Source organism: Azospirillum sp. UENF 111221, assembly GCF_058780625.1.
This window is the reverse complement of record NZ_JBSNCH010000005.1, coordinates 1,136,390-1,149,841: the sequence shown is the minus strand read 5'-3', so window position 1 is coordinate 1,149,841 and position 13,452 is coordinate 1,136,390. Positions and strand designations below refer to the sequence as shown.

Genomic DNA, 13,452 nt, shown 5'->3' with positions numbered 1-13,452 from the left:
GTCACTCCTGCCGTTCCGCCCGCCGGCGCAGCAGATGGTCGGCCAGGACGCAGGCCATCATCGCCTCGCCCACCGGCACGGCGCGGATGCCGACGCAGGGGTCGTGACGGCCCTTGGTCAGGATGTCGGTGTCGTTGCCGGCGGTGTCCACCGTCTGGCGCGGCGTCAGGATCGAACTGGTCGGCTTGACCGCGAAACGCACGACGATGTCCTGCCCGGTGGAGATGCCGCCCAGGATGCCTCCGGCATTGTTGGTCAGGAACTGCGGCTGGCCGTCGGCGCCCATGCGCATCTGGTCGGCGTTGTCCTCGCCGGTCAGTTCGGCGGCGGCGAAGCCATTGCCGATCTCCACGCCCTTGACCGCGTTGATCGTCATCATCGCGCAGGCGAGGTCGCTGTCGAGCTTGTCATAGAGCGGGTCGCCCAGCCCCACCGGCACACCGGAGGCCACCAGCTCGACCACCGCGCCGACCGAAGAGCCGCTCTTGCGGATGCCGTCGAGATATTCGGCCCACTGGGTGGCGGCGACCGGGTCGGGGCAGAAGAAGGGGTTATTGTCGATCTCCGCCCAGTCCCAGCGGCTGTGGTCGATCTTGTGCGGGCCGACCTGCACCAGCGCACCGCGCACCTGGATGGCGGATCCCAGCACCTTGCGTGCCACCGCGCCGGCAGCGACCCGGCAGGCGGTTTCCCGCGCCGAGGAGCGGCCGCCGCCGCGGTAATCGCGGATGCCGTATTTCTGCCAGTAGGTGTAGTCGGCATGGCCGGGGCGGAATTTGCCGGCGATGTCGCTGTAGTCCTTGGAACGCTGGTCGGTGTTCTCGATCAGCAGCGAAATGGGCGTGCCGGTCGTCTTGCCCTCGAACACGCCGGACAGGATCTTCACCTGATCGGGTTCCTGGCGCTGGGTGGTGTAGCGCGACTGGCCGGGCCGGCGCTTGTCCATCCAGGGCTGGATGTCCGTTTCCGCCACGAGGTCGAGCAGCGACGGGCAGCCGTCCACGACGACGCCGATGGCCGGGCCGTGGCTTTCGCCCCAAGTGGTGAAGCGGAAAAGCGTGCCGAAGCTGTTGCCGGCCATGGTGACATCCTCCCGAAACGAACCCGCGCGGATCAATGACGTAGCGTCTATTTGCGCGGATTTCTTGCGGCCTTTCGGCGACAAGGTCAAGGAAGCGATGCGCTGATTTTTAAGGGGGTTTAAAAGAGGGGAATGGTGCTGCCAGAGAGGATTGAACTCTCGACCTCTCCCTTACCAAGGGAGTGCTCTACCACTGAGCTACGGCAGCGCCAGATGCAGGCGCCTTGTGGCAAGATCGGAGGAATGGTGCTGCCAGAGAGGATTGAACTCTCGACCTCTCCCTTACCAAGGGAGTGCTCTACCACTGAGCTACGGCAGCCCCGATAACCGATCATCGCTGGGGCGATGCGTCCGGGTGAGGCGTTCAGGCTTGACCGCCCCCCGAAGTGGCGCGGGTTATGCCACAGGCCTTTTGGGGATGCAAGCGCTTAAAATCATTTCGCCACTCACTTTTTTTCGCGCCCGAAACAAGTGCCCGGATCAAGCCTGCGTCGCGGCCGGCGGAAGCACCGCTTCGGCGCGGAAATCCGGCACGACGGTGCCGAGGATCGACAGAACCCGCTCGCCGTCGCCGGCCCGCGCAGCCGCTTCCAGCTCGCCCACGGCGCGGTTGATCAGCGCATAGTCGATCAGCCGGGGGGAGGCGAGGAAGACGCCGTCGGCCTCGGTGCGGCTCGGCGCCTCCGCCGCGGTCAGGATTTCCTCGAACAGCTTCTCGCCGGGACGCAGGCCGGTATAGGCGATCTCGATGTCCACTCCGGGGCGGTAGCCGGCCAGCCGGATCATCTGGCGGGCGAGGTCGGCGATCTTCACCGGCTCGCCCATGTCCAGCACCAGGATCTTGCCGCGATCCTCCGCCCGGGTGGCGCCATGGGCGGAGGCCTGCAGAACCAGCTCCACCGCTTCGCGCACCGTCATGAAATAGCGGCGCATGTCCGGATGGGTGACGGTCAGCGGACCGCCCTTCGCCAACTGCCGGGTGAACAGCGGCACCACCGAGCCCGAAGAACCCAGCACATTGCCGAAGCGCACGGTCATGTAGCGGGTGGCATGATCCGTCCCGTCGCGCGGCGGCAGCACGTCCAATGCCTGGCAATAGGTCTCGGCGAAGCGCTTGGCCGCCCCCATCACGCTGGTCGGGCGGATCGCCTTGTCGGTGGAGATCAGCACCATGGCGAGGCAGCCGGCGGCGCGCGCCGCATCGGCCACGTTGCGGGTGCCGATGACGTTGGTGAGCGTGCCCTCGCACGGGTTGGCTTCCACCAGTGGCACATGCTTCAGCGCCGCGGCGTGGAAGACCAGGGCAGGGCGCTCCTCCTGGAACAGGCGCATGATGCGGTCGCGGTCGCGCACGTCGGCGATCACCGGGCGCGGATCGAGGTCGGGGAACCTCTCCCGCACCTCCATCTCGATGCTGTAGAGGTTGAACTCCCCGGCATCGAGCAGGATCAGCCGTTCCGGCCCCAACGCGGCGATCTGGCGGACCAGCTCGCTGCCGATGGTGCCGCCGGCGCCGGTGACGATCACCCGCCGACCGCCGACCAGTCCGGAAATGGCGCCGCGGTCCAGCACCGCCTGCGGCCGGCCCAGCAGGTCCTCCAGCGCGATGGGTCGAACCTCGACACCCTTGCCCTCGCCGAGCGCCGACTTGAACTCGGTCAGGCTGGGCAGGCGCGACAGGACCAGCCCCAGCGCCTCCGCCCGGTCGAGCAGGCTGCGCAGGGTCGATCCCTTCAGCTCGGCATTGCCCTTGGTGACGATCAGCCGCTGCGGCCGCTCGTGCTTGCGCTCCAGCGTCTGGACCACCTGCTCCAGATCGTCGGGACCGCCCAGCACCGGCACGCCGCGTACGGCATGGCCGACCCGCCGTCCCTTGTCGTCGAGGATGCCGACCACGCGATAGGCCGACTGGCCCGGCTGGTCGAGCGAGCGGATGAACAGCTCGGCCGCGTCGCCGACGCCCAGCAGCAGGACGGGAATGCGCGGCACGCCCTCCACCGCCTCGGCCCAGCTGAAGCGGCGGTCCTTCAGGAAACGGTAGGCGAAGCGCGGCCCGCCGAGCAGAAGCATCTGAACCAGCCACAGGATCGGCGGCAGGGAGCGCGGCAGCAGTTCGGCGCGCGTCAGCAGGAACATCGCCAGCACGAAGCACAGGACCGCCACCGTGACGGCGCGCACCACCTGCATCAGATCGGGAATAGAGGCGTAGCGCCAGATGCCGCGGTACAGCCCGAACAGCAGGAAGACCGCTGCCGAGACGCCGACCAGCACCGGCAGCGCGATGGTCAGGGCGTCGAAATACAGGCCGAAGGCGGACCCGCCCACCCGCAGGTAGAGAGCGACGACCAGCGCGACCCCGGTCATCACCAGATCGTGCAGGAAAACCAGGGAGGCCCGTGCGGACGGGATGCGCATGCCGCTAAACCTTGTTCATTCGTTCGGCCGTGGAAACCGGCGGGCTGGAGCCGGCCATGGCTGTTCCAGCCCGGAAATCAGCCGCGGGAAGCTTTGAACCATTCCGCGGTGGCGCGCAACCCGGACGCAAGGTCATGGGGCGGGCGCCAGCCGAGCCTTTCGCGGATGGGGTCGTCATCCACCGTCAGCGTGCCGGCCAGCCGGTCGAACACCGCCCGGGTGCCGGTCAACGCCGCTCCCAGCGCCATCAGTCCGCGCGGCACCGGGACCAGCCGCGCCGGTCGGCCGAGCGCTTCGGCGATGGCGCGCACCAGATCGGCGGTCGAAACCGGCTCCCCATCCTGGACCAGGAAGGTCCGGCCGGCGGCGTCGGGGTGTTCCAACACCGTCACCACCGCGTCGGCGAGGTTGCCGACATAGATCAGGCTGCGCCGGTTGTGGATGCCACCCAGCGGCAGCGGCAGGCCGGTCGCCACCAGCTTGACCAGGGCGCGCATGTTGCCGGCCGTGCCTGGGCCATAGACCAGAGGCGGCCGGATCACCGCCACCTCCATGCCGGTGCGGGCGGAGATTGCCGCCAGCCCGCGTTCGGCCTCCAGCTTGGAGATGCCGTAAGGGCTGTGGGGATCGGGCATCGTCGCCTCGTCCAGCGGGGCGGGGCGGCTTTCATCCACCATCGCCTTGATGCTGCTGAGGAAGACGAAGCGCCTTACCCCGGCCGCCGCCGCCTGCTCCGCCAGCCGGATCGTGCCGGCGGTGTTGACGCGGCGGAACTCCGCCAGGGGGTCGGCGGCCTGGTCGCGCATCACATGGACGCGGGCCGCCATGTGGATCACCGCGTCGATGCCGGCCAGCGCCGCGGTCCAGTCGGTGCCGGGGCCGATGTCGCCCACCGCCGCCGGCTCCCATGGCCCCTCCTGCGGGGTGCGCAGGGCGGCGCGCACCCTGTGCCCGTGGGCGGCCAGCAGAGGGATGGTGTGGCGGCCGACGAAGCCGGTGGCGCCGGTCAGAAGAACGCGCATGGGAAGGACGGTCCAGGCTGGATTCGGTTGGTGCAGTCAAGCATGCCTTAGTATCCGGTTTGGCCGGGTGGTGCCACGGCACAAAGCCCCAAGACCCTTTTCCAGCTTTCGGTCGGGGATCGGAATGGCTATAAGCTGGAGAGGGACGCGTGAATAAGGACGCTACCAAGACATGTCACATACCGTCGACGGTGCAAATGATCGGCACAGCCGGATCATCATCGTCAGCTTTAATTGCGCAGACTTCGTCAATCGCGTCATTGGCTGTCTGCTCGACCAGACCGATCCCGCCTTCGAGGTGGTGATCGTCGACAATGCCTCAAAGGATGTCGACGGCATTGCCTTGCCCGCCGATCCGCGCTTTCGCATGGTGCGGATGGACACGAATGTCGGCTTTGCCAAGGCGAACAATGTCGGTGCTGCCGGCGCCACCGTCCCCTGGATCGTCACGCTGAACCCCGACGCCTTTCCGCGCCGCGACTGGATGGAGCGGCTGCAGGCCGCCGCCCAGGCGCAGCCCGATGTGGCGATGTTCGGCTCGACCCAGCTCTTCTCGCACGATCCCCGGATGATCGATGGCGAAGGCGACCAGTATTCGATCTTCGGCTTCGCCTGGCGGGTCAACTACCGCCGCATGCTGAAGCCGCCCTATTACAGCGGAGCGGTCTTCTCGCCCTGTGCCGCGGCGGCGATGTACCGGCGCGACTATTTCGAGGCGGTCGGCGGTTTCGACGAGGATTTCTTCTGCTATTGCGAGGATGTCGACCTCGGCTTCCGCATTCGGCTCAGCGGCGGACCGGCGGTGCAGGTCGGCGACGCGGTGGTCGAGCATGTCAGCAGCGGCGTGTCCAAGCAGTACGGCACCTTCGCCCAGTATCACGGCGTCCGCAACCTGGTGTGGACGATGGTGAAGAACATGCCGTTGCCGCTGCTGCCGCTGGCCTTCCTCGGCCATTCGCTGCTGGTGGTCTATCTGGTGTTCCGCAGCGTGGGCAGCGGGCGCACCGGCGCCATCGGCCGCGGCATCCGCGACGCGCTGCGCGGACTACCGGGCATGCTCGCCAAGCGCCGTGCCATCCAGCACGACCGCAAGGCGACGCTTGGGCAGGTTGCCCGCATGATCGCCTGGAACCCTCTGCTGCTGAAGACGCGTGGCCGGCCGGGATGCCGGCTGTCGCGCCGGTCAGACCAGCCGCCAGCCGTGGGTGTTGAAAAAGCGTAGGGCGGAGCGGGCGAACATCCGGATGTGCGCGCCGCCCTTGCGCGCCGCCTTGCCGCCGAAATGCACCATGCGGACATCCGGCACATAGGCGATCTCTCCCAGCGCCATCGCCCGGCGCGACAGGTCGAAATCCTCGAAATACAGGAAATAGCCGTCGTCGAAGCCGCCCAGCCGGGTCAGCGCCTCGCGCCGGAACAGCATGAAGGCGCCGCTGACCTGCTCCAGCCCGGTCACGACAGCGTCGCGGGTGACGTCGCGCATCTCGTATCGGTCGAGCCGCCGGGCGAACATCCGCTTCACGGAGCCGGGCGCGAAGGCGCGCAGACCCAAATCCAGCACGGTCGGCCGTCGCTTGCACAGGAACTCCTGCTCGCCCGACGGGCCGAACACCTTGGGCGTCAGCAGCACGGTGCGCGGATGCGCCTCCATGTAGCGCCAGCCGGCCAGCAGCGCGTCCGGCTCCAGCAGGATGTCGTAGTTGAGGATCAGGTGGTAAGGCGCGTCGCCCTGCCGGATCGCCAGATTGTGGCCGGCGCCGTAGCCGACATTGCCGTGCCCGGCGATCAGTGTCACCGGCGGCCGGCCGGTCTCCGCATAGCGGTCGAGCAGCGCCTTGAATGGGTTGGGGCCTGAGTCGCTACCCTCCGGCGCGCCATTGTCGACGATCCACAGCCGGGTCCGTACGCCGGCTCCCTGCGCCAGCCGGTCGGCGGCGGCACCAATGGTGTCGAGCGAGCGGGCCAGCAGTTCCGGATCGGGATGGTAGAGGACAACGGACAGGTCAAGGAAAGCGCTGCTCATCGGATCACGCCTTCGCCATGCGAGTCAGCGTCGCCAGCAGCAGTGCGACGGCGACCGCCCCCGGTGCCAACGTCCAGGCGCCAAAGCTGCCGGCGGCCAGTGCTGCGGCGACCAGGACGAGGCTGTAGGCGATGATCGTCAACACCACACGGTCGTGCCGGCCCACGCCCTTGGCGGCCTTCTGATAGAAATGCTCGCGGTGGGCCTGCCGAATCTTCTCGCCGCGCAGCAGGCGGCGCAGCAGCGTGATGGTGGCGTCGGTCAGGTAATAGGCCGGCAGGATCAGCGCCGCCGCCCAGTCGCCGCGCGCCGCCAGCGAGGTGAGAAGAAAGGCGAGGATATGGCCGAGCGGGATGCTGCCGACATCCCCCATGAACATGCGCGCCGGCCGCCAGTTGTGGGTCAGGAAGCCTGCCGCGGCTCCGGCCAGCGCCGCCCCGGCAACCCCGGTCAGGCCGAAATCGCCCATGACCAGCGACACCAGCGCAACGCCGCCGCCGATCAGGATGGTCTCGCTGCCGGCCAGCCCGTCGATGCCGTCCATGAAATTGTAGAGATTGACGAACCACAGCCACAGAAAGGCAGTCGCCGCCCGGTCCAGGCCCCAGGGCAGCCAGCCCTGCCAGACCAGTTGGTCGGCAGGCAGCGCCAGCAGCCCAAATGCCACCGCCAGCGCCTGCACCGCCAGCCGCAGCAGCGGCGACAAGGTGCGCCGGTCGTCCATCCACGACACTCCCATCAGGGCCAGCGTGCCCAGTAGAACGGCCCCGGTCTCCAGCGGCCGCCCCAGGACGAGTCCAGCGATGGCGAAGACCGGCACCACGGTCAGCATCACCGCCCATCCGCCGCCGCGCGGGGTGGGGGCCTGATGGCTCGACCGTTCGTTCGGGATGTCCAGGATGCTGCTGGCGAGGAGATAGCGCAGCACCCGCGTCGACAGATACCAGCCGACGGCCAGACACAGCAGGAAGACACCGATCAGCGCGGTCGAATAGGCGGTGGAGGTCATGGTGGCTCGGATGGTGGAGGAAAGGGACGGTCAGAGCTTGTGGTAGCCCTTGTACCACTCCACGAAGCGGGGCAGGCCGATCTCAATGGGGGTCTTGGGCTCGAAGCCAAGCAGTTGGCAACTCAATTCGATGTCGGCGGCGGTCTCGTGCACGTCACCGGCCTGCATGGGCTCCATCACCTTCACCGCCTCGCGGCCCAAAGCCTGCTCCAGCACGCCGATGAAGCGCATCAATTCCTCGCAGCGGTTGTTGCCGAGGTTGAAGACGCGGTGCGGGGCGCCGGTTTCCGCATCCACCGGGGCGGGGCGGTCGAGGGCGGCCAGCACGCCGGCGACGATGTCATCGATGTAGGTGAAATCGCGCTTCATCTTGCCGTCGTTGAAGACGCGGATCGGCCGGCCGGCGGTGATGGCGTCGGCGAACAGCCATGTCGCCATGTCCGGGCGGCTCCACGGACCGTAGACCGTGAAGAAGCGCAGACCGGTCATCGGCAGCTGATAGAGATGGCTGTAGGTGAAGGCCAGCATTTCCGCCGCCTTCTTGGTGGCGGCATAGACCGAGACCGGGCTGTCGACGCGGTCCTCCACCGAGAAGGGCATCTTGCGGTTGGCGCCATAGACCGACGAGGTCGACGCATAGACGAAATGCCGCAAGCCCGGCATGCGCCGCGCCGCCTCCAGCAGCGTCACCTGACCGGTGACGTTGGCGTCGACATAGGCATAGGGGTTCTCGATGGAGTAACGTACGCCCGGTTGTGCTGCCAGATGGACGACGCCGGTCACATCATTGAGCTGCGGCCACAGACCCTCCACCGTCGCGCGGTCGGAGATGTCGGCCTTGATGAAACGGAATCCGTCGCGGCCGGTCAACCGGGCCAGCCGCGCCTCCTTCAGCGCCACCGCGTAATAGCCGTTCAGGTTGTCGATGCCGAGAACGCTCTCCCCGCGGTCCAGCAGCGCAGCCGCGACATGCGATCCGATGAAGCCGGCGGCCCCGGTGACGAGGATGGTCATGGTCCGACACCCTTATGAAGATAGTCCGTCGGTCTTATGCCCCAGCGGCGGTTGGCGCGCCAGCCTCCATCCACGGGCCTCCGGTGACCGGTTCGCACGCTTGACAGCCCATCCGCCCTGCCGGTCTACTGCGCGACCGCGACACATCAGGACCGATGGGACGATCGATGCCCCCGAAGAAGAATCCGCTGAACCTGAACCCGCTGCAGCTGCGCACCCTGACCCTGCTGCAGGAGATCGCCCGCCTGGAGAACAAGCCGGCCGAGGACGAGGAGGGTGGTTTCCAGATCACCTCGCTGCCGCATGCCCACGGCAACCATTTCCATCTCGGCCATGCCGTGGTCGCCGCCAAGGACGCCACCGGCCTGCAGAACGACGCGGTCTGGACCATCCTGGAGCGCAAGGGCATCGTGAAGCGCACGCCCGCCGCCGCGATCCTGACGGCTGCCGGCGTCGAGTACGACACCGGGCTGCGCGACCAGATCCTGCACCATTCCGACCACTGACATCCGGGGTGGAGCCGCGCCGATGGACGACACCGCCGAAACCTCGGCCCCGCCGCCGGCCCCGGTGAAGCCGAAGCCGGCGGTATCGGGCCGCGACGAACGCCTTGCCGCCCGCCTGCGCGAGAACCTGCGCAAGCGCAAGGAACAGGCGCGGCAGCGGGGGGAGTAGTCCCTCTCCCGGAATCGTCCCTCTCCCGTGCTTGGGGGGAGGGACGATTCCGCCCAGGCCAAACCGTTCAGGCCAAATCCTTCCTGAACCAGAATCTGCCTGTGCCCCGGCGGATAACCCTCCATCTCCGCCCAGACTTCGTAGCCTTGCTTCGGGTAGAAGCCGGGCGCCTGGAAATCGTAGGTGTAGAGCCGCGACCAGCGGCAGCCGCGGGCCTTGGCCTCCGCCTCCGCCGCGGCCAGCAACCGGCCGCCGAGACCGCTGCCTCGCGTGGAGTTGTCCACCCACAACAGGTCGACATACAGCCAGTCCCAGTTGGTGTAGCCGACCAGTCCGCCCTTCAACGCGCCGTCCGTGTCGCGGGCGGCAACCACCAGATCGCGGCGGTCATAGGCGCGGCCAAGCGACGCCTCGTTGTAGGCGCGCAGGCCCTCGTAGATTCCGGCCAGGTCGGCCGGGGCGGGGGTGTCCGTCACGGACAGGATGAAGTTCTGGCTCATGGATGCCGAGCTTAGACGCCGCGGCGGCGAAGACCAGCGCCGTGATAAAGAACCGTCCATGCGCGCCAAGCGGCCCACCTTTCCTTGAGCGCCGCCGCGTGCTCGGCTACAAACCAGCCTTAACGACCCCTCCATCCAATCGATACGCCAAGGAGTACCCCCGCGATGGGCATCATGCCGGACAGCTGGATCCGCGAGATGGCCGAGACCAAGGGCATGATCGAGCCCTTCGTCGAGACCCAGAAGCGCGAAGGCGTGATTTCCTACGGCGTGTCGTCCTACGGCTACGACGCCCGGGTCGCCGACGAGTTCAAGATTTTCACCAACGTCGACAACGCCATCGTCGACCCGAAGCGTTTCGACGATTCGAGCTTCGTCGACCGCAAGACCGAGGTCTGCATCATCCCGCCGAACAGCTTCGCGCTGGCCCGCACGGTGGAATATTTCCGCATCCCGCGCGACGTCCTGGTCATCTGCCTGGGCAAGAGCACTTATGCGCGCTGCGGCCTGATCGTGAACGTCACCCCGCTGGAGCCGGAGTGGGAAGGGCACGTCACGCTGGAGATCTCCAACACCACCCCGCTGCCCGCCAAGGTCTATGCGAACGAGGGACTGTGCCAGTTCCTGTTCCTGAAGGGCGACAGCGTGTGCGAGGTGTCCTACGCCGACAAGTCCGGCAAATACATGGGGCAGAAGGGCGTCACGCTGCCCCGGCTCTGAGCACTCCTCTCTGAACGCCTTCAAAAGCGTATCCGCGAAAGAAACAGGTCCATGGACAAGATCCGCATCCGCGGCGGCCGCCCGCTGAACGGCTCCATCACCGTTGGTGGCGCCAAGAACGCCGCCCTGCCGCTGATGACGGCGTCTCTTCTCACCGACGAGACGCTGACGCTGACCAACCTGCCGATCCTGGCCGACATCAACACGCTGTGCAATCTGCTGCTGCAGCATGGCGTGGCGATCCACATGGCCGGGGCGGGCGGCGATTGCGCCGGCCGCGCCGTGGACTTCACCGCGCGCGACATCACCAACACCACCGCCCCCTACGATCTGGTGCGCAAGATGCGCGCCAGCGTGCTGGTGCTGGGTCCGCTGCTGGCCCGCTGCGGCGAGGCCAAGGTGTCGCTGCCCGGCGGCTGCGCCATCGGCGCGCGTCCGGTGGACCTGCACATCAAGGGTTTGGAGGCGATGGGCGCCGACATCCGGATCGATGCCGGCTACATCGTCGCCAAGGCCCCGGCGGGCGGTCTGCGCGGTGCGGAATATGTTTTCCCCAAGGTGTCGGTCGGTGCGACCGAGAACCTGCTGATGGCGGCCACGCTCGCCAAGGGCACCACCATCCTCGTCAACGCCGCGCGCGAGCCGGAGGTGACCGACCTCGCCGAATGCCTGGTCAAGATGGGGGCGAAGATCATCGGCATCGGCACCGACCGACTGGTGATCGAGGGTGTCGACCGGCTGCATGCCGCCCGCCACATGGTGGTGGCCGACCGCATCGAGACCGGCACCTACGCCATGGCCGCCGCCATCACCGGTGGCCGTCTTGACATCATGAACACCCGTCTCGATTTGATCAAAGCGGCGGTCAAGGCGCTGGCTCCGGCCGGCGTCGCCTTCGAGGAGATCGAGAACGGGATCCGCGTGTCGCGCGCGAACGGTGAACTGCATGGCGTCGATGTGATGACCGAGCCGTTCCCCGGCTTCCCCACCGACCTTCAGGCCCAGATGATGGCCCTGATGTGCACGGCGACGGGGGCCGCGATGATCACGGAAACGATCTTCGAGAACCGGTTCATGCACGCGCCGGAGCTGACCCGCATGGGCGCGCGGATCACGGTCCACGGCTCGTCGGCACTGGTGCGCGGCGTGGAGCGGTTGACCGGCGCGCCCGTGATGGCGACGGACCTGCGCGCTTCGGTGTCGCTGGTGCTCGCCGGGCTGGCGGCGGAGGGGGAGACGACGGTCAACCGCGTCTACCACCTCGACCGCGGCTATGAGCGGGTGGAGGAGAAGCTGGCTGCCTGCGGTGCGGAGATCGAGCGCATCCACGGCGGCGACGAGTAAATGGCGGGGGCGCCCCTCCCGCCATCCCCTGAGGTTGGCCTTTCCCGAGAGGTGCCCCCGAACATGACGGCCCCAGCCATGACCCCGATCCGCCTGCGCGCCGAAGACGAGGAGGATTCTGAAGGTCGTCTCCGCCTGCCTGCAGGACGCCATCCTGCCGGTCGGCGACATGTGCTTTCAGCCCGACGAGAAGCGGTTCGTCATGGTCGTCAACCGCTTCCGCTGGGAGGCCGCCGACAGTCCGCGCCCCGGCCCGTCCGCCGATGATGACGATCTGGCCCCCTACGAGCGGGTCCATTGCGGCCTGCGGGTAGAGGGGGTCACCGGTGCCAAGCTGCGCGGCTTCGACCTGAAGGAGCGCGGCCGCATCATGGAACTGCTGTCGATGGAGACGGTGGAGGGCGGTGTCGCCCTGCATTTCGCCGGCGGCGGCTGCGTCCGGCTGGATGCGCCGTCCTGGCGCGTGATGGTGGAGGATCTGGGCGAGCCCTGGCCCACCGGCTGCAAACCCTGTCACCCTGACGAACCGGCCTGACCGCTTCGCGGCTGGTCCGGAGCGCAGGTGTTCAGCGCTCCGCCACCTGGGTGTCGGTGTGAAGACGGCGAATCACGTCCTGCGCGGTCTTCTTGTAGGTCACCGTGTCCTCGTCCTCGCCAGCCGACAGCTGCGAGCGGCGGACGGTGAAGAACCGGTGGCCGACATCCAGCATGCCGCTGGCCTCGACCAGGATGCTGGTGTCCTTGCCGTCGGCGCTGGGCGAAACGGAAACGATCTGGCCCAGCTCCTCGCCGAGCAGACCGGTCACTTCGAGCCCGACGAGGTCGTCGCCGCCGCGCGGATCCGCGGCCTGAGCCGACTCGATATGGGCGAATGGCAGGGTTGCCGCCAGCGCAAGGCCGGCCAACAGGGTCTGGAACCTCATGATTTCGGCTCCCATCGCTGATGTGTGTCTCGTATGTCACAATCAACATGGGAATTGCGGAACGGTTCCCAGGGAACCATCCAGGGGTAATCCGGTTTGTGCGGCATGACCCTCAGTGAAGGACGTGCCCCGATGGCCCAGAAACTCGATGGAAAGACCGTTGCCGTGCTCGCCACCGACGGCTTTGAACAGGTGGAACTGACCGAACCGGTGAAGGCGCTGCGCGATGCCGGCGCCACCGTTCATGTGGTCGCCCCCAAGAGCGGGCAGATCCAGGGGTGGAATCACCATGACCGCGGCGACATGGTCGATGTCGACGTGACTCTCGATCAGGCCGATGCCGGACGATACGACGGGCTGCTGCTGCCGGGCGGGGTGATGAACCCGGATTCGCTGCGGCTGGAGCCGAAGGCGATCGAATTCGTGAAGAGCTTCGTGGAGACCGGCCGCCCCATCGCCGCGATCTGCCACGGCCCCTGGACGCTGATCGATGCCGGCGGCGTGCGCGGCAAGCGCATGACCTCCTGGCCGTCCTTGCAGACCGACCTGCGCAACGCCGGCGCCAGCTGGGTGGACGAGCAGGTGGTGACCGACCACGGGCTGGTTACGTCGCGCAAGCCGGACGACATTCCGGCCTTCTGCCGCAAGATGATCGAGGAGTTCAGCGAAGGCCGCCACGCCGGTCATCGCCACGCGGCGGAGTAAGGGCGCAGATTTGCTCCCTGC

Annotated in this window: 14 protein-coding genes, 2 tRNA genes and 1 pseudogene; 7 read left to right on the top strand and 10 right to left on the bottom strand. The window is 67.5% G+C overall.

Going from position 1 to position 13,452, the window contains the following annotated elements; all coding sequences use genetic code 11:
- Position 1: 1 nt before the first annotated feature.
- The 5 genes from aroC to ACWPN3_RS19910 form a co-directional block, all read right to left on the bottom strand.
- Positions 2-1,081, bottom strand: coding sequence for a chorismate synthase (gene aroC, locus ACWPN3_RS19930; RefSeq protein ID WP_492240900.1), 1,080 nt, complete (start codon positions 1,079-1,081; stop codon positions 2-4).
- A 133-nt stretch (positions 1,082-1,214) separates the two neighbouring features.
- A tRNA-Thr gene (locus tag ACWPN3_RS19925) sits at positions 1,215-1,289 on the bottom strand.
- A 36-nt stretch (positions 1,290-1,325) separates the two neighbouring features.
- Positions 1,326-1,400, bottom strand: a tRNA-Thr gene (locus ACWPN3_RS19920).
- Positions 1,401-1,561: 161 nt separating this feature from the next.
- Positions 1,562-3,496, bottom strand: a complete 1,935-nt coding sequence (locus ACWPN3_RS19915; protein ID WP_492240899.1) for a polysaccharide biosynthesis protein — start codon at positions 3,494-3,496, stop codon at positions 1,562-1,564.
- Between the two features lie 77 nt (positions 3,497-3,573).
- Entirely contained in the window at positions 3,574-4,518 is a 945-nt protein-coding gene (locus tag ACWPN3_RS19910) for a UDP-glucose 4-epimerase family protein (RefSeq protein WP_492240898.1), read from the bottom strand.
- A 172-nt stretch (positions 4,519-4,690) separates the two neighbouring features.
- Between ACWPN3_RS19910 and ACWPN3_RS19905 the strand changes: the two genes are divergently transcribed.
- Complete coding sequence (locus ACWPN3_RS19905) at positions 4,691-5,740, top strand: glycosyltransferase family 2 protein (RefSeq protein ID WP_492240897.1); 1,050 nt, start codon at positions 4,691-4,693, stop codon at positions 5,738-5,740.
- Here ACWPN3_RS19905 and ACWPN3_RS19900 read toward each other — a convergent pair.
- The 3 genes from ACWPN3_RS19900 to ACWPN3_RS19890 are packed head-to-tail and all read right to left on the bottom strand — an operon-like array spanning position 5,702 to position 8,564.
- Positions 5,702-6,541 (bottom strand): glycosyltransferase family 2 protein, encoded by an 840-nt coding sequence (locus ACWPN3_RS19900; RefSeq protein WP_492240896.1) that lies wholly within the window; start codon positions 6,539-6,541, stop codon positions 5,702-5,704. The genes ACWPN3_RS19905 and ACWPN3_RS19900 overlap by 39 nt on opposite strands.
- 4 nt (positions 6,542-6,545) lie before the next feature.
- Positions 6,546-7,550: an MraY family glycosyltransferase gene (locus tag ACWPN3_RS19895; protein WP_492261697.1), complete on the bottom strand. Its 1,005-nt coding sequence runs from the start codon at positions 7,548-7,550 to the stop codon at positions 6,546-6,548.
- A 30-nt stretch (positions 7,551-7,580) separates the two neighbouring features.
- Positions 7,581-8,564: an NAD-dependent epimerase/dehydratase family protein gene (locus tag ACWPN3_RS19890; RefSeq protein WP_492261696.1), complete on the bottom strand. Its 984-nt coding sequence runs from the start codon at positions 8,562-8,564 to the stop codon at positions 7,581-7,583.
- A gap of 167 nt (positions 8,565-8,731) precedes the next feature.
- Between ACWPN3_RS19890 and ACWPN3_RS19885 the strand changes: the two genes are divergently transcribed.
- Both ACWPN3_RS19885 and ACWPN3_RS19880 read left to right on the top strand, forming a co-directional pair.
- Positions 8,732-9,070 (top strand): hypothetical protein, encoded by a 339-nt coding sequence (locus ACWPN3_RS19885; protein ID WP_109096163.1) that lies wholly within the window; start codon positions 8,732-8,734, stop codon positions 9,068-9,070.
- 22 nt (positions 9,071-9,092) lie between these two features.
- Positions 9,093-9,239, top strand: a complete 147-nt coding sequence (locus tag ACWPN3_RS19880; protein ID WP_492240894.1) for a hypothetical protein — start codon at positions 9,093-9,095, stop codon at positions 9,237-9,239.
- 197 nt (positions 9,240-9,436) lie between these two features.
- On the opposite strand, the pseudogene ACWPN3_RS19875 reads toward ACWPN3_RS19880, so the two are convergent.
- Positions 9,437-9,739: pseudogene (locus ACWPN3_RS19875) on the bottom strand (GNAT family N-acetyltransferase); the annotation flags it as partial.
- 165 nt (positions 9,740-9,904) lie between these two features.
- Here ACWPN3_RS19875 and dcd point away from each other — a divergent pair.
- The 3 genes from dcd (at position 9,905) to ACWPN3_RS19860 (ending at position 12,338) form a co-directional block, all read left to right on the top strand.
- Positions 9,905-10,459, top strand: coding sequence for a dCTP deaminase (gene dcd, locus ACWPN3_RS19870; protein ID WP_109096161.1), 555 nt, complete (start codon positions 9,905-9,907; stop codon positions 10,457-10,459).
- 51 nt (positions 10,460-10,510) lie between these two features.
- On the top strand, positions 10,511-11,803 hold the full coding sequence (murA, locus tag ACWPN3_RS19865; protein ID WP_492240893.1) for a UDP-N-acetylglucosamine 1-carboxyvinyltransferase: 1,293 nt from the start codon (positions 10,511-10,513) through the stop codon (positions 11,801-11,803).
- 169 nt (positions 11,804-11,972) lie between these two features.
- On the top strand, positions 11,973-12,338 hold the full coding sequence (locus ACWPN3_RS19860) for a DUF2948 family protein (protein WP_492261695.1): 366 nt from the start codon (positions 11,973-11,975) through the stop codon (positions 12,336-12,338).
- Between the two features lie 31 nt (positions 12,339-12,369).
- Here the strand turns inward: ACWPN3_RS19860 and ACWPN3_RS19855 are convergent, their stop codons facing one another.
- Positions 12,370-12,726, bottom strand: coding sequence for a hypothetical protein (locus tag ACWPN3_RS19855; RefSeq protein WP_109452382.1), 357 nt, complete (start codon positions 12,724-12,726; stop codon positions 12,370-12,372).
- 132 nt (positions 12,727-12,858) lie between these two features.
- Between ACWPN3_RS19855 and ACWPN3_RS19850 the strand changes: the two genes are divergently transcribed.
- A complete protein-coding gene (locus ACWPN3_RS19850) occupies positions 12,859-13,431 on the top strand; it encodes a type 1 glutamine amidotransferase domain-containing protein (RefSeq protein ID WP_492240892.1) in 573 nt (190 codons plus the stop codon).
- Positions 13,432-13,452 lie beyond the last annotated feature (21 nt).